We start from the raw sequence: 23,470 nt of genomic DNA, 5'->3' as shown, positions 1-23,470 counted from the left end.
TCAGAGGGGAAGCAGGTCCGGGCGCTTGGGCTCCACGTTGTCCCCCGAGGACTCGCCGCGCAGGCGGCGGCCGATCCACGGCACCAGGTGCTCGCGCGCCCAGTGGACGTTGTCCCGGCGCACCTCGGCGGGCGAGCGCTGCCCCTCGTCCGGCCACGCCTGGTCGGGGTCGGCCGGCACCTCCAGGCCGAGGACCTGGGCCGCCCGCAGCGCCACGCGCGTGTGCCCGTCCGCCGAGAGGTGCAGCCGGTCCTCGCTCCACGCCCGCCGGTCCTGCACCGAGCGCAGCGACCAGAGGTCGAGGACCGGGCAGCCGTGCCGGTCGGCGATGGCCCGGACGTGCGCGGTGTACGTCGCGATCTTGCCGCGCAGATGGCGCAGCACCGGGATGCCCCGGGTGTCGAAGCCGGTGCACAGCAGTACGGTGCCGACGGACTCCGTCAGCTGGGCCACGGCGGCCTCGTACCGCTGGGCCACGTCGTCCGCGTCACTGCCGGGCCGCAGGATGTCGTTGCCGCCGGCGCAGAACGTGACGAGATCCGGCGCCAGTTCCCGGGCCCGGGGCACCTGCTCCTCGACGATCTGGTCCAGGAGGCGGCCGCGGACGGCGAGGTTGGCGTACCGGAAGGTGTGCTCTTCCTGCTGGTCGGACAGGAGTACGGCCAGTCGGTCGGCCCAGCCGACGAAGGTGCCGTCGGGCCCTGGGTCCCCGACGCCCTCGGTGAAGCTGTCGCCGACGGCTGCGTACGACCCGATCGACCTCTTGCTCAATGCATTCGAATCGTCTGCCACATCAGTGCATCTTTCACCTTCCGGAGTGACCTACGCCACCGTAACCAGGGGTTGACGAGCCGTGATGTATCCCACCCCGGCAATCTCGCGCACGGCGGAATACGATGACGCCCACCCCGAACCGGCGCGGAGAATCGAACCGAGGAGCGCTCCCGTGACGCAGACGCCGCACGTCCCGCAGGCCGAACCGGAGCTGTCGGGGGTGCGCAACTTCCGTGACCTGGGCGGTCTGCCGGCCGCCGGAGGGCGGCGCGTAAGACCCGGCGTCCTGTTCCGCAGCGGCCACCTGGCGCACGCGACCGACGCGGATGCCGCCTTCCTCGGCTCGCTGGGGCTGCACACGATCTTCGACTTCCGCAATGCCGCGGACATCCGGCTCGAAGGCCCGGACGTGGCGCTCCACGGGGTGCGCAACGTCAACATCCCGCTCTCCGACCCCGCCGACGGTGGCGTGTTCTGGCGGATGGTCCGCGAGGGGGACCTGGGCACACTGCGGTCCGTGCTGGGCGACGGCCGGGCCGCGGGCCGGATGACCAGCTCGTACCGGAACATCGTCACCACCCGCACCGCCGAGCACAGCCGGGTCCTGCACGTCCTCGCCGAGGGGAGCGTGCCCGCGCTGATGCACTGCGCGGCCGGCAAGGACCGGGCGGGGCTCTCGGTCGCCGTGACGCTGCTTGCGCTGGGGGTGGAGCGGGGGGCGATCGAGGCCGACTACCTGGAGTCGAATGCGCCGCATCGGCGGTACCGGGTGTGGCGGGGGGACGGGACGGACGGGGTGGATTCGCCCGAGGTGGAGGAGCTGCTTTCGCCGTTGTTCGAGGCGCGTGCGGAGTATCTGGGGGCGGCGTTTTCCGCGATCGCGGAGACGTGGGGGTCGGTGGAGGACTACCTCGTGGACGGGCTGGGGCTCGCCCCGGAGACGCGGGAGCGGTTGCGGGAGCGGTTGCTCGGCGCGTGAGCGGGGGGCGGCACAGCCGCCCCCGGCCTCAGCGGTTCGTCACCGCCTGTTTGACCAGCGTCCGGCCGAAGTCCCACATCAGGCCCGTGCCGTTGTGGGCGTCGTCCATGACTGCCGTGAAGGCTCCGACGAAGCGGTCCACCTCGCGTTCGCCGATGATCAGCGGGGGGATCAGCTTGATGACCTCCAGGTGGTCGCCCGAGACCTGGGTGAGGATGCGGTGCTTCTGGAGCAGCGGCACCACGACCATCTGCGCGAAGAGGCCCTTGCGCGCCGCCTGCAGCATGGCCCAGCGGCTGCGCAGGCCCAGCGACTTGGGTCTGCCGAACTCGATGCCGATCATCAGGCCGCGGCCGCGCACGTCGTGCAGCAGCTCGTACTTGCCGACCAGCGCCGCCAGCCGGGAGCGCAGCAGCTCGCCCGTCTCCCGGGCGTTGGCGACGATCCGCTCGTCCTCCATGACGGCCAGCACGGCCAGCCCGGCGGCCATGGCCTGGGCGTTGGAGCCGAAGCTGGCCGAGTGGACCAGCACCCGGTCCATGGACGAGTAGACCCGCTTGAAGATCCAGTCCTTGCCGAGCGTCGCCCCGACCGGTACGTAGCCGCCGGACAGCGCCTTGGCCACGCAGACCAGGTCCGGCTCGACGCCCCGCTCGTGCTGGTAGGCGAAGAACTCGCCCGTGCGGCCGATGCCCGTCTGCACCTCGTCCGCGATGAGCAGCGCCTTGTGCCGGTGCAGCAGCTCCTGTGCCGCGCGCAGGAAGCCGGGCGGCGGCATGTGCACGCCCTTGCCCTGGACCGGCTCGACCACGAAGGCCGCCACGTCGCCGCGCTTCAGCTCCCGCTCCAGGCGGTCCAGGTCGCCCAGCGGGATCGCGGTGTCGGGCAGCAGCGGCGCGAAGCCGTCGCGGAAGCCGTCCTCGCCGTTGACGGACAGCGAGCCGGCGGTCAGCCCGTGGAAGGCGTGCGCGCAGTACAGCACGCGCGGTCGGCCGGTGGCGTACCGGGCGAACTTCAGCGCGGTCTCCACCGCCTCGGTGCCGCTGTTGCCGAAGAACACCCGGTCCAGGTGCGGGGCGTACGACAGCAGCTTCTCGGCGAGCAGGCCGGGCAGCGGCGGGCAGTCGAAGCGGGTGAGGTCGGCGAGCGAGGCGTCGAGGACGTCGTGCAGCGCCTTGCGCACGACGGGGTGGTGGCGGCCGACGCCCATCACCCCGAACCCGGCCAGCATGTCGAGGTAGTCCAGGCCCTCCGCGTCCCAGAAGTAGGCGCCCTCGGCCCGTTCGTAGACCTTGTCGAAGCCGATGGTGCGCAGCATGCGCGGCAGCTGGTGGTTGAGGTGCCGGGCGTGCAGCTCGTACCGCTCGGCACCGCGCCGGGCCAGCAGCTCGGCCAGGTCGAAGGTCGCGGTGTCGTCTCTCTTGATGTCGTCCACGGTCATGCGCTGTCGTTCTCCTTGCGCGCCAGGGCCGCGCTGATCCGGCCGGCGATCTCGGCGGGGGTGAGCCCCAGGTCCGCCAGCACCTCGGAGCGCTTGGCGTGTGGCAGGAACTGCTCGGGAATGCCGAAGGTGCGCACCGGCAGGTCGGCGCCGGCGTCGCGCAGCGCCTGCGCCACGGCCCAGCCGACGCCGCCGGTGCGGCTGTTGTCCTCGACCACCGCGATCAGGCGGTGCCGGACGGCGAGCGGGGGCAGCGCCTCGTCGACCGGTTTGACCCAGCGGGGGTCGACGACGGTACAGGTGGTGCCGCGCGCTTCGAGCAGCTCGGCGGCGTCGAGGGCCACTCCGGCCATGGCCCCGACCGCGACGAGCAGCACGTCGGGTTCGGGCGTCTCCGGCCGGGCGAGGACGTCCATGCCGCCGACCCGGTCGAGGGCCGGGATGTCCGGGCCGACGGTCTCCTTGGGGAAGCGCACGACGGTCGGGGCGTCCTTCACCTCGACGGCCTCGCGCAGCTGGGCGCGGAGACTGGCGGCGTCGCGCGGGGCGGCGATCCGCAGGCCCGGGACGACCTGGAGGATCGACATGTCCCACATGCCGTTGTGACTGGGCCCGTCCGTGCCGGTGACGCCCGCCCGGTCGAGGACGAAGGTGACGCCGCACCTGTGCAGGGCCACGTCCATCAGCACCTGGTCGAAGGCGCGGTTGAGGAAGGTGGCGTAGACGGCGAAGACCGGGTGCAGCCCGCCCGTGGCCAGCCCGGCGGCCGAGACCGCCCCGTGCTGCTCGGCGATGCCCACGTCCCAGACCCGGTCCGGGTACGCCTGGGCGAACTTCGTCAGGCCCACGGGGTGCAGCATCGCCGCGGTGATCGCCACCACGTCCGGCCGCTCGGCCCCGATCCGGAGCATCTCGTCGCCGAACACCGAGGTCCAGGACTTCCCGCCGGACGGGGCGAGGGGCTCGCAGGTCAGCGGGTTCATCACGCCCACGGTGTGGAAGCGGTCCGCCTCGTCCTCCAGGGCGGGCAGGTAGCCGCGCCCCTTCTGGGTCCGGCAGTGGACGAGGACGGGGCCGTGGAAGCGCTTGGCGCGGCGGAGCGCGGACTCGACGGCTCCTATGTCGTGGCCGTCGATGGGGCCGACGTACTTCAGGCCCAGGTCCTCGAACATGCCCTGCGGGGCGAAGGCGTCCTTGAAGCCCTTCTTCGCGCCGTGCAGGGACTCGTAGAGCGGCTTGCCGACGAGCGGCAGGCGCTGGACGGCGTCCTTGCCCCAGGACAGCGCGCGCTCGTAGCCGTCGGTGGTGCGCAGGGTGGCAAGGTGGTTGGCAAGGCCGCCGATGGTGGGCGCGTAGCTGCGCTCGTTGTCGTTGACGACGACGATCAGCTGACGGTCCTTGGCGGCGGCGATGTTGTTGAGGGCCTCCCAGGCCATGCCGCCGGTGAGCGCGCCGTCGCCGATGACGGCGACGACGTGGCGGTTCCAGCGCCCGAGCACCTGGTTGGCCTTGGCGAGGCCGTCGGCCCAGCCCAGGACGGTGGAGGCGTGGCTGTTCTCGATGACGTCGTGCTCGGACTCCTCGCGCGAGGGGTAGCCCGACAGGCCGCCCTTGCCGCGCAGCTTCGAGAAGTCCTGGCGGCCGGTGAGCAGTTTGTGGACGTAGGACTGGTGACCGGTGTCCCACAGGATGCGGTCGGCGGGCGAGTCGAAGGTGCGGTGCAGGGCTATCGTCAGCTCCACCACGCCGAGATTCGGGCCGAGGTGCCCGCCGGTCCTGGCCACCGCGTGGATCAGGAAGTGCCGGATCTCCTCGGCGAGTTCGGCGAGGTCCTCGCCGTCCAGTGCCTTCAGGTCGCGCGGGTTGCGGATGTTCTCCAACAGCGACACGAGGCCCCCTCCTCTGGTGTTCCGTTCCTGTTTCTCCGGCCCCGGGTCAGTGCACGGCGACGGCGGGCGGCCCGGGGAGGACGCCGTCCTTCTCCATCTGCTCGGCGAGCTTCATGGCCTCGTCGATGAGGGTCTCCACGATCTTCGACTCGGGCACCGTCTTGATGACCTCGCCCTTCACGAAGATCTGACCCTTGCCGTTACCCGAGGCCACACCGAGGTCGGCCTCCCGGGCCTCGCCCGGACCGTTGACGACACAGCCCATGACCGCCACGCGCAGCGGTACCTCCATGCCCTCCAGGCCCGCCGTGACCTCCTCCGCCAGCTTGTACACATCCACCTGGGCGCGGCCGCAGGAGGGGCAGGAGACGATCTCCAGGCGGCGCTGGCGCAGGCCCAGGGACTCCAGGATCTGGATGCCGACCTTGATCTCCTCGGCCGGCGGGGCGGACAGCGAGACGCGGATGGTGTCGCCGATGCCCTCGCTGAGCAGGGCGCCGAACGCGACCGCGGACTTGATGGTGCCCTGGAAGGCCGGGCCCGCCTCGGTGACACCCAGGTGCAGCGGGTAGTCGCACTGCGCGGCCAGCTGGCGGTACGCATTGACCATCACGACCGGGTCGTTGTGCTTGACCGAGATCTTGATGTCACGGAAGCCGTGCTCCTCGAACAGCGACGCCTCCCACAGAGCCGACTCCACCAGCGCCTCGGGCGTGGCCTTGCCGTACTTCTCCAGCAGGCGCCGGTCCAGTGAGCCCGCGTTCACACCGATACGGATCGGGGTGCCCGCATCCGAGGCCGCCCTGGCGATCTCCTTGACCTTGTCGTCGAACTGCTTGATGTTGCCCGGGTTGACCCGGACCGCGGCGCAGCCGGCGTCGATGGCGGCGAAGACGTACTTCGGCTGGAAGTGGATGTCCGCGATCACCGGGATCTGCGACTTCCTCGCAATCACCGCCAGCGCATCCGCGTCGTCCTGCGTCGGACACGCCACACGCACGATCTGGCAGCCCGACGCCGTCAGCTCCGCGATCTGCTGCAGCGTGGCACCGATGTCCGACGTCCGCGTCGTCGTCATCGACTGCACGGAGACGGGGGCGTCGCCGCCGACCGGTACCGGGCCGACCTGGATGCGCCGTGACGGACGGCGCACCGCGAGCGGCCGGGCCGGTACCGAGGGGAGGCCCAGGGAGACGGGCTCCGTCGTGGCCATGACCGTCAGCTCCGGTTTCCGGAGATGGTCTCGCGGGCGGCGCGCAGCGACTCCTTCAGCGACCCCATGGTGGCGAGGACGGCCGTCGGTTCGTAGCCGCAGTGGGCCATGCAGTTGGCGCAGCGCGGGTCCTTGCCGCGCCCGTACTTGTCCCAGTCGGTCTCCTCGACCAGCTGACGGTACGTCGGCACGTATCCGTCGCTCATCAGGTAGCAGGGGCGCTGCCAGCCGAAGAGGGAGTAGTTGGGGATGGCCCAGGCGGTGCACGGGAAGTCCGCCTTGCCCTCCAGGAAGTCGAGGAAGAGCGGGCTGTGATTGAGCCGCCAGCGCTTGCGGTTGCCGCCGGAGAACGCCTTCGAGAACAGCTCCCTGGTCTGCTCGACGCCCAGGAAGTGCTCCTGGTCGGGGGCCTTTTCGTAGGCATAGGCGGGCGAGATCATCATCTCGTCCACGCACAGGTCGTCGTTGAGGAAGTTGAGGACCTCGACGACGGTCTGCGGGGTGTCGGTGTTGAAGAACGTCGAATTGGTGGTGACCCGGAAGCCGCGCCGCTTGGCCTCCTTGATGGCCTCCACCGCCTCGTCGAACACACCCTCCTTCGCAACGGACTCGTCGTGCCGCTGGCGCAGCCCGTCGATATGGACCGCGAAGGCAAAATAGGGGGACGGCGTGAACTTCTCCATCTTCTTCCGCATCAGCAGCGCATTCGTGCAGAGGAAGACGTATTTCCGGCGCGCCACCAACTGCCGCACGATTTCGTCGATCTGCGGGTGCATCAGGGGTTCGCCGCCGGCGATGGACACCATCGGCGCCCCGGATTCGAGCACCGCACCGACCGCCTGGGCAACCGGCATCCGCTGTTTGAGCACCCCGGCCGGATGCTGGATCTTGCCGCAGCCCTCGCACTTGAGGTTGCAGGCGAAGAGCGGCTCCAGCTCCACGATCAGCGGGAACTTCTCCCGCCGGCGCAGCTTCTGTTCAAAGAGATAGGTCCCGACCCGGATGGTCTGGCGAAGCGGCATGGCCATCTGGCTCACCTCCTGGGGAGCAGCAAAGAACGGTGCCATTCGAAAAAAGCCGGAAGGACGGTGCGGAGCACGCGGAAGGCCGATATTCCTCCCCGCAGGGTCCCGATTCGTACCAGTTCATGTTCTGGAGCGTCCACGATCACCCGGACGGCCGCAACCGGGCGTGCACCGGCCCGGACGGCGCTTCGGAGCGTGGCGGCCGACTCCATGTCGACGGCGAGCGCGCCCGCCGCGTGCAGGGCGCCGCGCTCGGCGCCGCGCACCACGTGGTCGGAGCCGACGAGCGGCCCGATGTGGATGACGCTCCTGGGCACGGCGCGCGCCAGTTCCTTGGCGAGCATCTCCACGCCCACGCACTCCGTGCGCCCCGCACGGTCGCGCGTCTCGTCGGCGACGAGCAGGTCGCCGGGGTGCATCCCGGGGGCCAGTCCGGCGCAGAAGCCGGTGGCGATCACGGCGGCGTCCCGCAGTGCGGTGCCGTCGTTCAGGGCGCGGGTGATGGCACGGTCCGCCGCCTGCGGCCCCATGCCCGTGCGCAGTACCGTCACGGGCCCGGCCGCACCGGAGAGGCCGCCGCGCAGGGCGAGGCGCTCGATGCCGAGCGCGCAGGCGACCAGCAGCGGTGCGGGGGCGGGCGAGCCCGTGCCGTCGGCCATCAGCCCTCCTGCCGCTCGGGGGCGAAGGGCTCGCCGTGCAGGTACCGGCCGAGAGCGGTGAGCGGGAAGACCTGGCGGTACAGGTGGTAGTTGATGGAGAAGTCCCAGGGGAAGCCGGTGCCGGTGAAGTACGGCTCGTCCCAGGAGCCGTCCTCGCGCTGGGTCCGCGCCAGCCAGGCCACGCCCCGGTCCACGGCCTCGCCGTCCCGCTCCCCCGCCGCCAGCAGCGCCAGCAGCGCCCAGGCGGTCTGGGAGGCGGTGGAGGCGCCGCGGCCGATCCACTCGGGGTCCCGGTACGAGCGCAGGTCCTCGCCCCAGCCGCCGTCGGCGTTCTGCACGCTCTCCAGCCAGGAGACCGCGTTCCTGATGGCCGGGTGGGAGACCGGCAGCCCGGCGGTCACCAGGGCCGGCACCACGGAGCCGGTGCCGTAGACGTAGTTGACGCCCCAGCGGCCGAACCAGGCGCCGGACTCCTCCTGTTCGCCCAGCAGCCATTCGATGCCGCGCCGGGTGCGCGGGTCGTGCTGCCTGCCGAGGACCGCGAGCATCTCCACCACGTGCGCGGTGACGTCGGCGGACGGCGGGTCGACGACCTCGCCGAAGTCGCAGAACGGCAGCCGGTTGGGGAAGGCGCTGGTGTTGTCGGCGTCGAAGGCGCCCCAGGCACCGTTCTTCGACTGCATGCCGAGGGTCCACCGGGCGGCCCGCTGGACGGCCGCCTCGACCCGCTGCGGGTCGGGGTGCGCCACCCGCTTGAGGGCCAGGACGACCTCGGCAGTGTCGTCGATGTCCGGGTAGTTGTCGTTGTGGAACTCGAACGCCCAGCCGCCCGGGGGCAGTTCCGGCCGTCGCACGGCCCAGTCGCCGGAGCGGACGATCTGCTCGTCCAGTATCCAGTCGACAGCCTTGACCAGCGCCGGGTGGTCGGGGCGCAGCCCGGCGTCGGCGAGCGCGATGGCGGCCAGGCAGGTGTCCCACACCGGGGACTGGCAGGCCTCGATCATCCGGACGGGCTCGCCCTCGGCGTCCTCGCCCCAGACGGCGAAACGGTCCAGCGACTCGAGCCCGGCGCGCAGCACGGGGTGGCCCAGGTCGTAGCCGACCAGGTGGAGGGCGATGACCGAGTAGACGGCGGGGGGCTGGATGCCGCCCCAGCAGCCGTCGTTCTCCTGGCGCTCGATGATCCAGCGCGCCGCCGCGTCGATCGCGGCGCGGCGCAGCGGGCCGACGGGGAATCTGCGGTAGAGGTGCAGCGCCTTGTCCAGGCGCTGGAAGACGCCGTCCCAGCTGGTGGCCGGGGCGAGCGGGCGCGGCGGGCTGGGCAGCCGCGGGTCGGTGTGCAGCTCGTCGAGGGCGAAGGGCGCGGGGCGTACGGGCCGCAGGGCGCCGACGATCGTCAGCGGCACGATGGTCTGCCGGGCCCAGCAGCCGAAGTCGTAGATGTTGAGCGGGAACCACTTCGGCAAGTACATGATCTCGGGCGGCAGTTCGGGGAGGTCCTCCCACCGCCACCAGCCGAAGAGCGCCAGCCAGATGCGGGTGAACACGCGGGCCGAGGCGATGCCGCCGTGCTCCCGGATCCAGGCGGAGGCGGCGGCCATGTGCGGGGCGTCGGGGGCGTCCCCGGCGAGCCGGAGGGCGGCGTACGCCTCGACGGTCGCGGAGAGTTCGGGGGGGCCGCCGTGGAAGGTGGCCCAGGTGCCGTCCGGGCCCTGCCGGGAACGGATCCAGCGGGCGGCGGCGGCCGTGGTGCGCTCGTCCCGGATGCCGAGGAACTGGCGCAGGAGCAGGTCTTCGGCGTCCATGGTGACGTTGGTCTCCAGGTCGCCCTTCCACCAGCCCTGCTCGTCCTGGTGGGACAGGAGGTGCTCGACGGCACGGGCGGCGGCCCGCTCCGCGGCCTCGTGCGTCTTCGGCGGCTCACCGGCCGCCGGGTCGGGGGGCAATACGGTCGTGCTCTGGCCGGCCTCGGCTGCGCGGGGCGGTACCGCCCCGGTGCCGTCGGTCGTCGCTGTCATGGCTTCCCCTAATGCAGTGAGTTTCTTCTCTGCCGTACTGCTGGTGACTGCCGTACCGGGGGGTTCCGTCGGCCGGTGCCGAGAGCAAGGCACCGGCCGGCGACCGCGAGGGTTCTAGTTCGGGTGAATGGCAATCATCTCTTCCGTACGACGACGAAGTCGGCGAGCGCGGTCAGCTGCGCCCGGACCTCTGCGGGCATGTCCACTCCGGCCAGCGCCTCGATGGCGGTGGCGTGCTGGCGGCGGGCCTCCAGGGAGGTCCACTCCCGGCCGCCCGCCTCCTCGATCAGGGCCGCCCGGCTGGCGAACTCCTCCTCGTCGAAGTCGGCGAGCTGGGCGTCGGTCAGCTTGGCGTCGGCGGCGAGGATCCCGGCGAGCCGCTCGGAGGCGGGGCCGCCGGCCGCGAGGGCGGCGACCACCGGGAGGGACTTCTTGCGCTGCCGCAGGTCGCTCCAGGTCTGCTTGCCGGTGGCCTCCGGGTCGCCCCAGATGCCGAGCAGGTCGTCGACGGCCTGGAAGGCGAGGCCGAGATGGTAGCCGTAGGCCTCCAGGGTGTCGGCCGTGCGGTCGTCGGCGCCGCCGAGGACGGCGCCGATGGAGACCGCGCAGGCGAGCAGCGCGCCGGTCTTGTTGCCCTCCATCTCCAGGCACTCGGCGACGGTGACGCGCTCACGGTGCTCGTAGGAGATGTCCTGGGCCTGGCCGTCGATGAGCTTGCGGGTGGCGGTGGTCAGCCGGCGGGTGGCCCGGCCCGCCTCCACCGTGCCCAGCTCCAGCAGCACCTCGTTCGCGAGCGCGAAGAGGGCGTCGCCGACCAGGATGGCCTGCGCCGGGCCGTGCACCTTCCACACGGTGTCGCGGTGGCGGCGCTGCTCGTCGCCGTCCATCAGGTCGTCGTGCAGCAGCGAGAAGTTGTGCACGAGCTCGACGGCGACGGCGCCGGGGATGCCCACCTCCGCGGGCGCGCCCGCGGCCTCGGCCGAGAGCAGGGCGAGAGCGGGCCGGACGGCCTTGCCCTGGTCGCCGTGGGCGGGCCGGCCTTCGGCGTCGATCCAGCCGAAGTGGTAGGCGGCGACGGTGTCCATGGGTGCGGCGAGCCTGTTCACGGCGGCACGCAGCACCGGCGTGGCAAGCGTCCGTCCGCGCTCCAGCAGGGCGTTGACGCCTGCGGTGTCGACAGCTGGGATCGCCGATGTCACGGTCTCTCCTCTGGTGGTCGTGCTCACGCGCGTCCCGCTGCGGGGTACGCGCGCCTGGTGGGCTCGCTGGTTCATACCGCCGCCTCCCGCAGGGGGCTCCGGTGCGGTCGGCCGAGCCCGGAGAGCGCCGCGCCGGCGGCGGTCAAGCCGCTCCGCACCGCGCCTTCCATGGTCGCGGGCCAGCCGGTGGCGGTCCACGCACCGGCCAGGTAGAGGCCGGGCGCGTTCGTGGGGGCGTCGGGCCGCAGCCGGCCGACGCCGGGCGCGGGGGCGAACGTCGCCGTCCGCTCGCGGGTGACGAAGAAGTCCCGGACGACCGCGTCCCGGGCGGCGGGCAGCAGCCGGGCCAGCTCGGGCAGGTAGCGCTCGCGCAGCTCGGCGACCGGCCGGTCGATGTCGTCCTGCGCGGCCGACTGGGAGACGGCGAGGTACTGGCCCGCGCCGTCCGCTGCGGCCAGCCCGGAGGACTCGGTGCGGTCGAAGACCCACTGCACCGGGCTGCCGAGGGCCGCGAAGAACGGCTGCCGCAGGACTTTGCGGTCGTATACGACGTGCAGGTTGAGGATGGGGGCGGTGCCGATCTCCAGCAGCCGGTCCGGGGCGTCCAGGGCGCCCTCGGGCAGCAGGGCGTGGGCCTCGCGCTGGGGCACGGCGAGGACGACGGTGTCGGCGTCGATCCGCTCGGCCGCACCCGGCCCGGTCCCGGCGTCGACGTGCCAGCGGCCGTCCGCGCTCCGGGAGATCGCGGTGACGCGGGTGCGCAGCGCGGTGCGCACCCCGGCCCGGTCGAGGGCGGCGCGGGCGCGGGTGTCGTGCAGCTCGCCCAGGGGGACGTGGGCCCAGCCGATGTCGGCGGCGCCGGGTTCGGAGAGCAGCCCGGTCTTGAAGACCATGGTGGCCAGGCCGAGCGACGCCTCGCCGGCGGGGGCGTTGAGGGTGGCGATGCCCACGAGGTCCCACAGGGCCTCGACGGTGCGGTCCGACTGGCCGCGGCGGCGGAGCCAGCTGCCGAAGTCGATGCCGTCGAGCGCGGGGTCCAGCGGGTCCATGCCGCGCAGGGCGAGTGCGGCCCGGCCGACCTTGGCCCGCTCGGCGAGCGAGAGGTGGGGGTAGGTGGCGAGGCTGGCGGCCAGGTGCAGGGGGACGGGCAGCGCGGCGCGGCGCAGCCGGCCGAGCCGGGGTCGCCCGGAGGGGTGGCCGACGTCCAGCACGGGCACGTCGAGCCGGTCCTGGAGCGGGGCGAGGGAACGCGCGTCGACCCGGTCGAGGAACCACTGGTAGGCGGTGCAGCAGCGCAGGTAGACGTGCTGGCCGTTGTCGACGGTCAGCTCGCCGCGCTGGAAGGAGAAGGCGAGCCCGCCCAGCCGGGGGCGTCCTTCGAGCAGGGTGACGCGGACCCCGGCGTCGGCGAGTTCGAGCGCGGCGGTGATGCCGGCGAGGCCGCCCCCGATCACCACCGCGGCCGCCCCGTCGGGGCGGCCTGCCTCGTCTGCGCGGAGCCGGTCGGGCCGGGTCGTCGTGCGTGGCTTCATGCGCCCACCCCCTCGGCTGCTGTCAGGGACGCGACGGCAGGCCGGAGGGTTGCACACCACTTGCCGGTGCGGGCGCGGGCCATCAGACGCGCCCCCTGGCAGTCTGCCGGTGGACGGTGCGGGCGTCGTACCCGGAGAGCCCGCGCACGGCGACGAAGGCCTTCTCCCGGCCGGGCAGCGAGACCCTGCCGCGCAGTACGGCCTGCGGATCCTCGGCGATGCGGTCCAGGAGCCGGCGGTAGATGCCGGACATGGCGGCGACGCAGGCGCCGCTGCGCCGGTCGAGCATGGGCAGCAGCCGCATGCCCTGGGCGAAGAGCGCGCGGGCGCGGCGCACCTCGAACTGCACCAGCCCGGTGAAGTCCGCGCCGGCGGGGAGCACGGCGGAGTGGAAGCCCGCGGAGCAGCCGAACTTGGCGAGGTCGTCGGAGGGCAGGTAGGTGCGGCCGTTGGCGGCGTCCTCGCGGACGTCGCGCAGGATGTTGGTCAGCTGGAGCGCGAGCCCCAGCGTGTCGGCGTATTCGGCAGCGCGCTCGGTGTCGCGTGCGCCGGGCACGGTGCCGAACACGCCGAGCGAGAGCCGCCCGATGGCTCCGGCGACGCAGCGGCAGTACGCGACGAGGTCGTCCCAGGTCTCGTAGGTCTCGCCGCGCACATCCATCTGAACGCCGTCGATCAGTTCGTCGAGGCCGCCGATGGGGATCGGGAAGCGGCGCACGGCGTGCGCGAGCGCGACGGCCACCGGGTCGGTGTCGTCCTCGTCGACCTCGCCCGCCCTGATCCGGTCGAGCGTCGCCCGGGCGTCCTCCAGCCGCAGCCGCTTGGACTCGGCGTCCAGGGGGCCGTCGCCGATGTCGTCGACACGCCGCGAGAAGGCGTACAGGGCCGACATGGCCCGCCGCTTGGCGGCCGGCAGCAGCCTGATGCCGTAGCTGAAATTGCCGGCCTGCTGTCCGGTGACGGCCTCGCAGTAGCTGTACGCGGCGAGTACCGGCGCGGACGCGTGGTGCGTTCCGGTCACGGTCCCGCTCACCCCTCTCTTCGCAGTGTCGCCCCCACCTCGCGCAGCAGGCTGAGCTTGGTGGGCTTGGGCGGTCCGGGGAGAACGTCGTGGCCCGCGGCGGCGACCGCTCGGAGGGCGGCCCTCCCTCCGCCCACGAACCCCGCGAGCAACAGCTTCAGCCTGCCGTGGACGCTACCCACCAGGGGGGTGCCTTCATTCAGCAGGTGCCGGGCGCGTTCCGCCTCGTACGCGACCAGCGCGCGCACCGATGCGCCGCCGGTCGGGAGCGCGAGGTCGGACTCCGCGACCCGGAAGCGTTTCATGTCCTCGGCGGGCAGGTAGATGCGGTCGCGCCGGAGGTCCTCGGCGACGTCCTGCAGGTGTTCGACGATCTGCAGCGCGGTGCAGATCGCGTCCGAGCGGCGGATCCGCTCGGGGGTCGCGGTGCCGGTGATGCCGAGGACGAGCCGGCCGACGGGGTTGGCCGACAGCTCGCAGTAGGCGAGCAGGTCGTCGTAGGTGGCGTAGCGGCTCACCCGCTGGTCCTGGCGGTTGGCCTCGATGAGGCCGAGGAAGGGCTCGGGGGTGAGGCCGCAGCGGCGGACGGTGGGGCGGAGGCGGAGCAGCAGCGGGTGGCGCGGGCCCGTGCCCGTACGGTCGAAGACGCGACGGAGGTCGGCCTCGAAGGCGTCGAGCAGGGCGAGCCGGTCGTCCGCCTGTTCCCGGTCGAGGCCGAGCAGCTCGGCGTCGCGGCCGCCGGGGGGCAGGTCGCCGTCGCCGATGTCGTCGACGAGGCGGGCGTAGCCGTAGACGGCCGTCAGGTCGGCCCGCCAGGCGCGTGGCACGAAGAAGGGTGCCACCGGGAAGTTCTCGTGCGCGGCCTTGTCGAGCACGGCGCGCGAGTGCGCGTCCGTCCCCGCGGTCATCGCGGGCTGCCCGGACCGGGGACGGCGTACGCGTCTCTGATCTGGAGAGTTCCCGTAACCATTGCCGTCACATCTCCCGTTCTACACTGCCGACCCAGAACATCCTATTTCGGACACGCCGCAACGACGGCGCTCCCCCTCGGCCTCCCCTCGGGCCACCCCCGCCTCACCCCCGCGACGGAGGACGCGCAGGTCACCACACCTTCCCGCAAACAGCGGCAAAAGAGCACGGTACAGCGTACGCCGTACAATTGTCCGACGCTCGCCGGGGTACGCGCTTGATCCATACAATGCCACGCAGGATGCGAATCAACCCTGGCAATAAGCCAGTTGATCGTTACGAACAAGTCAAGGCCCCCTTGGGCGGGCGCCCGCGGGGGCCTCTTGATCGGCACTTTCGCCCTGGCCGGGAACGACCGGATGCGTGCTGCTAGCGGGCCGTTTCCTTCTCGTAGGCCCGGACGACCTCGTCCGTCGGGCCGTCCATCAGCAGCTCACCGCGCTCCAGCCACAGCACCCGGTCGCAGGTGTCCCTGATCGACTTGTTGTTGTGGCTCACCAGGAAGACCGTGCCGGCCTCCTTGCGGAGCTCGCGGATCCGGGCCTCGGAGCGCTTCTGGAACGAGCGGTCGCCGGTGGCCAGCGCCTCGTCGATCATCAGCACGTCGTGGTCCTTGGCCGCGGCGATGGAGAAGCGCAGCCGGGCCGCCATGCCGGAGGAGTAGGTGCGCATCGGCAGCGTGATGAAGTCGCCCTTCTCGTTGATGCCCGAGAAGTCGACGATCGACTGGTAGCGCTCGCGGATCTGCTCCCGGGACATCCCCATGGCCAGCCCGCCGAGCATCACGTTCTTCTCGCCCGTGAGGTCGTTCATCAGCGCGGCATTGACGCCCAGCAGCGAGGGCTGGCCGTCGGTGTAGACGTGGCCGCGCTCGGCGGGCAGCAGCCCGGCGATCGCCTTCAGCAGGGTCGACTTGCCCGAGCCGTTGGAGCCGATCAGGCCGATGGCCTGGCCCCGGTATGCGGTGAAGCTCACACCCTTGACGGCGTGCACCTTCCGCACGCCGGCGTCCGGCTGGCGCCGGACCAGCCGGTTGAGGGCGGCGGTGGCGCTGCCGCGGCCGCTGTTGCCGCCGTAGACCCGGTAGACGATGTGGACGTCGTCCGCGATCACGGTGGGGATGCGCTCGGACGACTTCGCGGTGGTGTTCTGTTCAGCCACGGCCGTACTGCTCCTCAGCCTTCCAGAAGTAGACGAAGCCCCCGATGCCGACCAGCAGCGCCCAGCCCGCCGCCAGCGCCCAGACGTGCGGCGGCAGGATGATGTGCTTGGCCGCCTTGTGGCTGTTGATCAGCGCCGACCGCATCAGGTCGATGTAGACGGCGGCCGGGTTGGCCGACAGGACGTCGATGAGCCACTTGGGGGAGTGCGCCTTCTTCAGCGCCTCCACCAGGTTGTACATGACGCCGGACGCGTACATCCAGGTGCGCATCACGAACGGCAGCAGCTGTGCCAGGTCGGGGGTCTTGCTGCCCATCCGGGCCAGGACCATCGCCAGGCCGGTGTTGAAGACGAACTGCAGCACCAGCACCGGGACGATCAGCAGCCACGAGGGCGACGGCACGTGCCCGAACCCGATCAGGAACAGGAAGAGCACGAGCATCGAGTACAGCAGCTGCTGGAGCTGCTGGAGCGCGAACGAGATCGGCAGGGCGGCGCGCGGGAAGTGCAGCGCCCGCACCAGCCCCAGGTTCCCCGAGATCGCGCGGACACCGGCCAGCGCCGAGCTCTGGGTGAAGGTGAAGACGAAGACGCCCGTCACCAGGAAGGGGATGTAGGTGCCGATCCCCATGCCCTTGCTCTGCCCCATCAGCACGCCGAAGATGAGGAAGTACACGGACGCGTTCAGCAGCGGCGTCGCCACCTGCCAGACCTGGCCGAGCTTGGCCTGGCTGTACTGGGCCGTCAGCTTGGCCCGGGAGAACGCGACGATGAAATGCCGCCGCGCCCACAGCTGGCGGGCGTACTCCCGCAGCGGGGGGCGGGCGCCGCTCTGCGCCAGCCCGTACTTCCTGGCCAGCTCCGCGGCGGACAGTCCGTCGTCGGGTGATGGCGGGGCACTCAAGGCGACCGCACTGTCGTGCGTTGTCTCGCTCACAGTTGACACTTTCGTCCTCAAGGTGCGCTGCCGGGGCCTGGCCCCGGACCGCGCCCGGTGCTCTCAGACACGAGCTTGTCAGATCACGGGCGGTCGACCCAGTCGGGTCAGGCGCCAAACGGTACGCCACTTCATGGGGCGCCGTGGACCGCAGGGAGTGGTCCAGCCCTCCCGGAAACCGCCGAACCAGGCCCGCAGCGCGGGCAGGGACGGGCGGCGGGCGAGCGTGAGCAGCAGCCACACGCCGACGTAGACCGGGACCAGGGGTGCCGGAAGGTTACGGCGGGCCAGCCACACCCGGTTGCGCGCCACCATCCGGTGGTAGACGGCATGCCGGCTGGGGGCCGTGGTCGGGTGGTACAGGACCATGTCCGACCGGTAGTCGATCATCCAGCCCGCGTCGAGGGCCCGCCAGGCGAGGTCGGTCTCCTCGTGTGCGTAGAAGAACTCGTCCGGCAGCCCGCCGACCTCGGCGAAGACCCTCGTCCGGGCGGCGTTGGCGCCGCCCAGGAAGGTGGTCACGCGCGAGGAGCGCATCGGGTCCGAGGCCCGCAGCCGGGGCACGTGCCGGCGCTGGGTGACGCCGGTCTCGGGGTCGGCGATACGGAAGCTGATGATGCCGAGCTTCGGGTCGGCGGCGAAGGCCTCCCGGCACAGCCGGGCGGTGTCCTGGTTCGGCAGCAGGCCGTCGTCGTCGAGGAACAGCAGGATGTCGACGTCGCGGCCGGCCGGGCCGAATGCCTCGATGCCCACGTTGCGGCCGGCCGGGATGCCCACGTTCTCGGGCAGCTCCACGGTCCGCACCGTCAGGCCGGGGACGTTCAGCTCGGGCAGCGGCGAGCCGTTGCCCACGACGGCGACCTCGATGGGGTCGCCGGTCTGCTTGGCGACGGACTCCAGCAGGGCGCGCAGCTCGTCGGGGCGGTTGCCCATGGTCAGGACGACCGCTCCGACCTTCATCCGGTTGTCGCTCATCGCAGCCTGCTCGAGGCCAGGATGGACACCAGGTGGAGCACGGTCTGCAGCAGCGCGATGCCGGCGAGGACGGCGGTGCCGAGCCGGGTGAAGAAGAGGTCCCCCCTGCTCGCGTCCGCGATCGCGAGGACCAGGATCAGCAGCGACGCCTCGATCCCGAGGATCAGCCGGTGGAACTTCAGCGCCGCGGCGGCCTTGCGGGCCAGCGCCATGCCGGAGGAGCGCGGCTCGGACGCCGCCTCCTTGACCGGCGGCAGGCCGGCCTGGTGGCGGGCGACGCCGACGAGGTCGGTCTCGGCCTTGATCAGGACGGCGCCGAGCGCGGCGAGGGTGCCGAGGAAGGCCCACAGCCAGTCGATCCGGCCGCCGCCCCACGGGTCGGCGGCGCGCAGGCCCAGGCCGACCAGGACCGCGGCGTCGCACAGGTAGGCGCCGACCCGGTCCAGGTACACCCCGGAGTTCGAGTACTGCTTCTTCCAGCGGGCGATCTCGCCGTCCACGCAGTCCAGCAGCAGGTAGAGCTGGACCATGACCACGCCGAGGACGGCGCCCGGGATCCCCGGCACCAGCAGTGCCGGGGCCGCGAGGACGCCCGCGACGGTCATCAGGTAGGTGAGCTGGTTGGGCGTGACCCTGGTGTTCACCAGGTACCGGTCCACCCGCAGCGAGATCTCCCGCATGTACAGGCGGCCGGCCCAGTGCTCACCGCTGCGCCGGTCCTTCACCCCTGCGGGGTGGACGACCGGGCGGAGTTCAGCTACTGACGGTTTGTGCATAGTCGGCGTATGCGTCCCTGATCTGGTCGGTGGAGAGGTCGAGGTGCTCCAGGATGGTGTACCGGCCGGGGCGGGTCTGCGGGGCGAACTCGACGACCCGGACGAACTCCTCGTCGGTGAAGCCGATGTCGCCCGGCAGCACGGGCAGGCCGTGCCGACGCAGCACCTCCACCATGTGGGCGGACTCCTCGCGTGCCCCGCGCAGGTGCATCGCGAAGGCGGCGCCGAGGCCGCACTGCTCGCCGTGGCTGGCGGCGCGCTTGGGGTAGAGCAGGTCGAAGGCGTGGTTGATCTCGTGGCAGGCGCCGGAGGCCGGACGGCTGTCCCCGGCGACGGACATCGAGATGCCGGTGAGGACCAGGCCCTCGGCGAGCACCTGGAGGAAGCCGTCGTCGGCCACGCCACCGGGGTGGCGCAGCACGGCCTCGCCGGCCTGCCGGGCCATGGCGGCGGCCAGGCCGTCGATCGACTCTCCCGTCTCGCGGTGGGACAGCTCCCAGTCGGCGACGGAGGAGATGTTGGAGATCGCGTCGCCGATGCCGGAGCGGACGAAACGGACCGGAGCCTCCCGGATCACGTCGAGGTCGATGACCACGGCGATCGGGTTCGGCACGCCGTACGAGCCGCGACCCGCGTCGTTGTCCAGGGTGGCGACCGGCGAGCACAGGCCGTCGTGCGACAGGTTGGTCGCGACGGCGACCAGCGGCAGGCCGACCCGGGCCGCCGCGTACTTCGCACAGTCGATGATCTTGCCGCCGCCGAGGCCCACGACCGCGTCGTAGTGCCCCTTCTTCATGGCGTCGCCGAGCTTGATCGCGTCGTCCAGCGTGCCGCCGCCGACCTCGTACCAGGTGGCGCCGGGCAGCGCCGGGGCGAGCCGCTCGCGCAGCACCGCCCCGGAGCCGCCGCTGATGGCGATGGCCAGCTTGCCGGAGCTGGAGATCCGCTGGTCGGCGAGGACGTTCGCCAGGTCGTCCAGGGCTCCGGCGCGGATGTCGACGACGACCGGCGAGGGGATGAGCCTCGTCAGTACTGGCACGCGATCCCCCGGCCCTTGGCGAGGTCGTCGTGGTTGTCGATCTCGACCCACTGGACGTCGCCGATGGGCGCCGTGTCGATCTTGAAGCCGCGGTTGACCAGCTCCTGGTAGCCGTCCTCGTAGTAGAGGTCGGGGTCGCGCTCGAAGGTGGTCTTCAGCGCGTCCGTCAGCTCGGCGCCGGCCTCGGCCTCGATGAGGGTGACGCCGATGTACTCGCCGGTGGCCTCGGCGGGCTCCATCAGCTTGGTGATCTTCTGGACGCCCTTCTCGGCGTCCACGACGACCTTCATCTCCTCGTCGGCGAGGTTCTTCACCGTGTCGAGGGCGAGGATGATCTTCTGGCCGTTGCCGCGGGCCGCCAGCAGGGTCTTCTCGACGGAGACCGGGTGGACGGTGTCGCCGTTGGCGAGGATCACACCGCGGCCCAGGACGTCACGGGCGCACCACAGGGAGTAGGCGTTGTTCCACTCCTCGGCCTTGTCGTTGTCGATCAGGGTGAGCTTGAGGCCGTACTTGGCCTCCAGCGCCTCCTTGCGCGCGTACACGGCCTCCTTGCGGTAGCCGACCACGATCGCGACCTCGGTCAGGCCGACCTCGGCGAAGTTGCCGAGCGTGAGGTCGAGGACGGTGAGCGAGTCCTCGTTCCCCTCCGGGCCGACCGGCACCAGAGCCTTGGGCAGGGTGTCGGTGTAGGGGCGCAGACGCCGTCCGGCGCCGGCCGCCAGCACGAGGCCGATCATGTGGGTTCTCCTGTTTCGTCGTGTACTGCGGGCGCCCCGGAGGACACCCAGAATCGGATGCTCTCGCCGAGCACCACGAGCGCGAGGACGGACGCGAGGACCGTCAGCGCGATGCTGAAGCCTCGACCGTGCCACAGGGCGGCGGCGATCGTGACCGCCAGGACCCGCCCCTCGTGACCCCCGGTCGCCCGCACCAGCCAGCGCGGGGGGGCGCCGGTACCGCCACGGATGCGGTACACGGTGTCGTAGTGATGGTAGGCGACCGCGGCCACCAGGCCGAAAGCAGCGGGCAGGGCGCCCGCCACACCGGACTGGGCGGCGAGCACCAGAACGATCCCGTACTCGGCGGCGCGCAGCACGGGCGGCACCAGCCAGTCGAGCGGGCCCTTGAGGGGCTGCGCCACGGCGAGGCCCGCGAAGACGGCGTAGGCCACGGCCTGGAGGACGGTGCGCCAGGTGCCGCCGTTGCCCGCCAGGAGCGGCCCGACGAGCAGCGCGGCGGCGGCCAGCAGCGCCCAGAAGGGCGCGGCGAAGGCAGCGCCGGGCACGGCGCGGCCGAGGCTGCGCGAGACGGTCTCCGCGAGCGGGCCGGAATCGGCGAGGTCCGCCAGCGCCCGGGCGGCACGGTCGGTCCGCTGCGCCCTGCGGGTCAGTGAGCGCAGCACGCGGCCCGCGGTGGTGTAGCAGGCGGCGACAGCGCAGCCGGCGATCAGCACGACGAAGGTGGTGCGCGGGGTGGTGAGCGCGGTGAGGACCGCGATCAGCGCCCAGCGCTCGCCGATGGGCAGCACGATCATGCGGCGGGCCCAGACCGTCCAGCCGACGCTGTCCAGCCGGTCGGAGAGGGCCGCCGTGGGGCTGGTGTTGGCGGTGGCGTCGTGGTTGGCCTCGGTGAAGGCGAAGTCGACGACGTGCCGGCAGGTCTGGAGGATCATCGCGCCCAGCGCCAGTGCCCAGACGTCATCGCCGCCGCGGGCGGCTCCCAGGGCCAGTCCCGCGTAGTAGGCGTACTCCTTGGCCCGGTCGAAGGTGGCGTCGAGCCAGGCGCCGAGCGTGGAGTACTGGAGGGAGTAGCGGGCGAGCTGGCCGTCGGTGCAGTCGAGCACGAACGAGGCGATCAGCAGCACTCCGGCGGCGATGAAGCCGGGCCGGGTGCCGGTGGCCGCGCAGCCGGCCGCGATCAGCGCCGTCAGCAGCGAGGCGGTGGTCACCTGATTGGGGGTGAAGCCGCGGCGGGCGCACCAGCGGGCGATGTAGCGCGAGTACGTGCTGATGAAGAAGGTGGTGAAGAAGCCGTCGCGGGACTTCACGGCGGAGCGCAGGCGCACCGCCTCGTCGTCCACGGCGGCGACGTCGGCCCGCGTCTTGGCCCGCAGCTCGTCGTCGCCGGGGACCGCCGCGACGAGCACGCCCAGCTCGGGGCGGTGCACGGCGGTGCCGTCGGCCTCCAGCCGGCCGGCGACGAGGTCGGGCAGGCCGGCCCCGGCGGCCGTCCCGGCCCCGGTCAGCGCCTTGATCAGCGCGCCGCGCGCGGCGGGCTGCGCCGTGAGCGCGCCGGTCACCGCGCCCGCAGGGAAGCGGGGGTCGGTGAGCGCCAGCCGCAGGGCGTGGACGTGACCCGTGAAGCGGGGGTCGACCAGGGCGACCCGCTCGGCGGGCGGCACGGCGGCCAGGGCCGTCGCGGCGCTCTCGGCGCCGTCGGCCGTGCGGACGTCGAAGCCCAGGGACCGCAGGTCCTCCTCCAGGGAGGAGCCGGCGGGCGGCGAACCGGTGAGGATGGCGGTCGACAGACGAACTCACTCCTTGGAAGCTGGCGTGGCCGCCCCGGATCGCCGAAAAGGCCGGGCAGCGGGCGTGACGCGCCGGGCCCCGGCCGCGGGGCGGCGTGCGGCACGTCGGCAGAGGCTATCGGATCACCGGAAGGCGCTGTTCACCGCACGTGCACCGGGACGTGCTCCCGAGCGCCCCGCCACTGACATGACGCTCGGCGGGCCCGTGCGGTTCCCGGACCCGGCAGGGGGCCGACCGGCCGGGTGGCTGGATTAGGGTGCCGTCATGACGTGGCTGATCACAGGCGGAGCGGGGTACATCGGGGCGCACGTGGCCCGGGCGATGACGGAGGCCGGGGAGCGGGTGGCCGTCCTGGACGACCTGTCCTCGGGCGTGCCCGGCCGGCTGCCGGAGGACGTCCCGCTGGTGCGCGGCTCCGTGCTGGACCGGGAGGTCCTGGACCGCGCCCTCGCGGAGCTGGGTGTGACGGGTGTGGTGCACCTCGCGGCGAAGAAGCAGGTCGGGGAGTCGGTCGAGAAGCCGCTGCTGTACTACCGCGAGAACGTGCACGGGCTGACCGTGCTGCTGGAGGCCGTGGTCGCCGCCGGGGTCCGCAGCTTCGTCTTCTCCTCGTCGGCCGCCGTCTACGGCATGCCCGATGTGGACCTCGTCACCGAGGAGACGCCCTGCCTGCCGATCAATCCGTACGGCGAGACCAAGCTGGCGGGCGAGTGGCTGGTCCGGGCGACTGGGGCGGCGCACGGGATCTCGACGGCCTGTCTGCGCTACTTCAACGTCGCGGGCGCGGCCCGGCCGGAACTGGCCGACACCGGCGTCTTCAACATCATCCCGATGATGTTCGACCGGATCACGCGGGGCGAGCGCCCGCGGATCTTCGGCACCGACTACGACACCCCCGACGGCACCTGTGTCCGGGACTACATCCACATCGAGGACCTCGCCACGGCGCACCTGGCGGCCGCCCGGCGGCTGGCCGAGCAGCCGGGCGCCGGCGACCTGACGCTGAACGTGGGCACGGGCCGCGGGGTGTCCGTGCGGGAGATGGCGGACCTGATCGCGGAGGTCACCGGCCGGACCGGGCTCACGGCCGAGACGGGACCGCGCCGTCCGGGTGATCCGGCGCGTGTCGTGGCCTCCGGCGAGCTGATCGCCAAGGAGCTGGGCTGGAGCGCTCGGCACGACCTTCGCAGCATGGTCACTTCGGCCTGGGAGGGCTGGTGCCTCCACCACCCGGAGGCACGTCTTCGCTGATCGCAGCGGGGATGCATCGCCGCAGGTCAGAGGCAATGACAACGGTGTTCAGTGCCGCGTTGCCCGATACCCCCCACCCGT

20 protein-coding genes are annotated in these 23,470 nt (G+C 72.1%); 2 read left to right on the top strand and 18 right to left on the bottom strand.

Features of this window, described 5'->3' with window-relative positions; translation table 11 throughout:
* Positions 1-792: an SGNH/GDSL hydrolase family protein gene (locus tag AC1Z4A_RS27520; RefSeq protein ID WP_483682562.1), complete on the bottom strand. Its 792-nt coding sequence runs from the start codon at positions 790-792 to the stop codon at positions 1-3.
* A 154-nt stretch (positions 793-946) separates the two neighbouring features.
* On the opposite strand from AC1Z4A_RS27520, the gene AC1Z4A_RS27515 reads away from it, so the two are divergent.
* Positions 947-1,753 (top strand): tyrosine-protein phosphatase, encoded by an 807-nt coding sequence (locus AC1Z4A_RS27515; RefSeq protein ID WP_483682561.1) that lies wholly within the window; start codon positions 947-949, stop codon positions 1,751-1,753.
* Between the two features lie 28 nt (positions 1,754-1,781).
* On the opposite strand, the gene AC1Z4A_RS27510 is transcribed toward AC1Z4A_RS27515, so the two are convergent.
* The 17 genes from AC1Z4A_RS27510 to AC1Z4A_RS27430 form a co-directional block, all read right to left on the bottom strand.
* Positions 1,782-3,194 carry an aspartate aminotransferase family protein gene (locus AC1Z4A_RS27510; RefSeq protein WP_483682560.1) on the bottom strand — a complete coding sequence of 471 codons (1,413 nt, stop codon included), beginning with the start codon at positions 3,192-3,194 and terminating at the stop codon, positions 1,782-1,784.
* Positions 3,191-5,083 (bottom strand): 1-deoxy-D-xylulose-5-phosphate synthase, encoded by a 1,893-nt coding sequence (dxs, locus tag AC1Z4A_RS27505; RefSeq protein ID WP_483682559.1) that lies wholly within the window; start codon positions 5,081-5,083, stop codon positions 3,191-3,193. Before dxs ends, AC1Z4A_RS27510 begins: the two co-directional genes overlap by 4 nt.
* A gap of 46 nt (positions 5,084-5,129) precedes the next feature.
* On the bottom strand, positions 5,130-6,296 hold the full coding sequence (gene ispG / locus AC1Z4A_RS27500) for a flavodoxin-dependent (E)-4-hydroxy-3-methylbut-2-enyl-diphosphate synthase (RefSeq protein ID WP_483682558.1): 1,167 nt from the start codon (positions 6,294-6,296) through the stop codon (positions 5,130-5,132).
* A gap of 5 nt (positions 6,297-6,301) precedes the next feature.
* The gene (gene hpnH, locus AC1Z4A_RS27495; protein WP_483682557.1) at positions 6,302-7,324 is read right to left on the bottom strand and encodes an adenosyl-hopene transferase HpnH; all 1,023 of its coding nucleotides are present in this window, start codon (positions 7,322-7,324) and stop codon (positions 6,302-6,304) included.
* Positions 7,325-7,329: 5 nt separating this feature from the next.
* Positions 7,330-7,980 (bottom strand): phosphorylase family protein, encoded by a 651-nt coding sequence (locus AC1Z4A_RS27490; RefSeq protein ID WP_483682556.1) that lies wholly within the window; start codon positions 7,978-7,980, stop codon positions 7,330-7,332.
* The gene (gene shc, locus AC1Z4A_RS27485; protein WP_483682555.1) at positions 7,980-9,998 is read right to left on the bottom strand and encodes a squalene--hopene cyclase; all 2,019 of its coding nucleotides are present in this window, start codon (positions 9,996-9,998) and stop codon (positions 7,980-7,982) included. The genes AC1Z4A_RS27490 and shc overlap by 1 nt, the downstream gene beginning before the upstream one ends.
* 134 nt (positions 9,999-10,132) lie before the next feature.
* Positions 10,133-11,197 (bottom strand): polyprenyl synthetase family protein, encoded by a 1,065-nt coding sequence (locus AC1Z4A_RS27480; protein ID WP_483682554.1) that lies wholly within the window; start codon positions 11,195-11,197, stop codon positions 10,133-10,135.
* Between the two features lie 71 nt (positions 11,198-11,268).
* On the bottom strand, positions 11,269-12,729 hold the full coding sequence (gene hpnE, locus AC1Z4A_RS27475; RefSeq protein WP_483682553.1) for a hydroxysqualene dehydroxylase HpnE: 1,461 nt from the start codon (positions 12,727-12,729) through the stop codon (positions 11,269-11,271).
* An 82-nt stretch (positions 12,730-12,811) separates the two neighbouring features.
* Positions 12,812-13,762, bottom strand: a complete 951-nt coding sequence (gene hpnD / locus AC1Z4A_RS27470) for a presqualene diphosphate synthase HpnD (RefSeq protein ID WP_483682552.1) — start codon at positions 13,760-13,762, stop codon at positions 12,812-12,814.
* Positions 13,759-14,658 carry a squalene synthase HpnC gene (gene hpnC, locus AC1Z4A_RS27465; RefSeq protein WP_483682551.1) on the bottom strand — a complete coding sequence of 300 codons (900 nt, stop codon included), beginning with the start codon at positions 14,656-14,658 and terminating at the stop codon, positions 13,759-13,761. Before hpnC ends, hpnD begins: the two co-directional genes overlap by 4 nt.
* Positions 14,659-15,088: 430 nt before the next feature.
* Positions 15,089-15,880: an ABC transporter ATP-binding protein gene (locus AC1Z4A_RS27460; RefSeq protein ID WP_483682550.1), complete on the bottom strand. Its 792-nt coding sequence runs from the start codon at positions 15,878-15,880 to the stop codon at positions 15,089-15,091.
* Positions 15,873-16,817: an ABC transporter permease gene (locus AC1Z4A_RS27455; RefSeq protein WP_483682549.1), complete on the bottom strand. Its 945-nt coding sequence runs from the start codon at positions 16,815-16,817 to the stop codon at positions 15,873-15,875. The genes AC1Z4A_RS27460 and AC1Z4A_RS27455 overlap by 8 nt, the downstream gene beginning before the upstream one ends.
* 78 nt (positions 16,818-16,895) lie before the next feature.
* The gene (locus AC1Z4A_RS27450) at positions 16,896-17,792 is read right to left on the bottom strand and encodes a glycosyltransferase family 2 protein (RefSeq protein WP_483682548.1); all 897 of its coding nucleotides are present in this window, start codon (positions 17,790-17,792) and stop codon (positions 16,896-16,898) included.
* Entirely contained in the window at positions 17,789-18,568 is a 780-nt protein-coding gene (locus AC1Z4A_RS27445; RefSeq protein WP_483682547.1) for a CDP-alcohol phosphatidyltransferase family protein, read from the bottom strand. Before AC1Z4A_RS27445 ends, AC1Z4A_RS27450 begins: the two co-directional genes overlap by 4 nt.
* Entirely contained in the window at positions 18,546-19,607 is a 1,062-nt protein-coding gene (locus AC1Z4A_RS27440) for an iron-containing alcohol dehydrogenase family protein (RefSeq protein WP_483682546.1), read from the bottom strand. Before AC1Z4A_RS27440 ends, AC1Z4A_RS27445 begins: the two co-directional genes overlap by 23 nt.
* A complete protein-coding gene (locus tag AC1Z4A_RS27435; protein WP_483682545.1) occupies positions 19,595-20,347 on the bottom strand; it encodes a phosphocholine cytidylyltransferase family protein in 753 nt (250 codons plus the stop codon). The genes AC1Z4A_RS27440 and AC1Z4A_RS27435 overlap by 13 nt, the downstream gene beginning before the upstream one ends.
* Entirely contained in the window at positions 20,344-22,137 is a 1,794-nt protein-coding gene (locus tag AC1Z4A_RS27430; RefSeq protein ID WP_483683749.1) for a DUF5941 domain-containing protein, read from the bottom strand. Before AC1Z4A_RS27430 ends, AC1Z4A_RS27435 begins: the two co-directional genes overlap by 4 nt.
* A 265-nt stretch (positions 22,138-22,402) precedes the next feature.
* On the opposite strand from AC1Z4A_RS27430, the gene galE reads away from it, so the two are divergent.
* Positions 22,403-23,389 (top strand): UDP-glucose 4-epimerase GalE, encoded by a 987-nt coding sequence (galE, locus tag AC1Z4A_RS27425; protein ID WP_483682544.1) that lies wholly within the window; start codon positions 22,403-22,405, stop codon positions 23,387-23,389.
* The last annotated feature ends 81 nt before the right edge of the window (positions 23,390-23,470 follow it).

This window comes from Streptomyces sp. 17_S59 (assembly GCF_056930295.1).
Note: the sequence above shows the minus strand (reverse complement) of the source record. Positions and strands in the feature narration are given on the sequence as shown.

What these genes read in the sequence shown, in the direction of transcription:
- AC1Z4A_RS27510 (WP_483682560.1), bottom strand. Translation starts at nt 3,194, where the DNA reads ATGACCGTGGACGACATCAAGAGAGACGACACCGCGACCTTCGACCTG.
- hpnH (WP_483682557.1), bottom strand. Translation starts at nt 7,324, where the DNA reads ATGGCCATGCCGCTTCGCCAGACCATCCGGGTCGGGACCTATCTCTTT.
- ispG (WP_483682558.1), bottom strand. Translation starts at nt 6,296, where the DNA reads ATGGCCACGACGGAGCCCGTCTCCCTGGGCCTCCCCTCGGTACCGGCC.
- AC1Z4A_RS27435 (WP_483682545.1), bottom strand. Translation starts at nt 20,347, where the DNA reads ATGATCGGCCTCGTGCTGGCGGCCGGCGCCGGACGGCGTCTGCGCCCC.
- galE (WP_483682544.1), top strand. Translation starts at nt 22,403, where the DNA reads ATGACGTGGCTGATCACAGGCGGAGCGGGGTACATCGGGGCGCACGTG.
- hpnE (WP_483682553.1), bottom strand. Translation starts at nt 12,729, where the DNA reads ATGAAGCCACGCACGACGACCCGGCCCGACCGGCTCCGCGCAGACGAG.
- hpnC (WP_483682551.1), bottom strand. Translation starts at nt 14,658, where the DNA reads ATGACCGCGGGGACGGACGCGCACTCGCGCGCCGTGCTCGACAAGGCC.
- AC1Z4A_RS27490 (WP_483682556.1), bottom strand. Translation starts at nt 7,980, where the DNA reads ATGGCCGACGGCACGGGCTCGCCCGCCCCCGCACCGCTGCTGGTCGCC.
- AC1Z4A_RS27445 (WP_483682547.1), bottom strand. Translation starts at nt 18,568, where the DNA reads ATGCACAAACCGTCAGTAGCTGAACTCCGCCCGGTCGTCCACCCCGCA.
- AC1Z4A_RS27450 (WP_483682548.1), bottom strand. Translation starts at nt 17,792, where the DNA reads ATGAGCGACAACCGGATGAAGGTCGGAGCGGTCGTCCTGACCATGGGC.
- shc (WP_483682555.1), bottom strand. Translation starts at nt 9,998, where the DNA reads ATGACAGCGACGACCGACGGCACCGGGGCGGTACCGCCCCGCGCAGCC.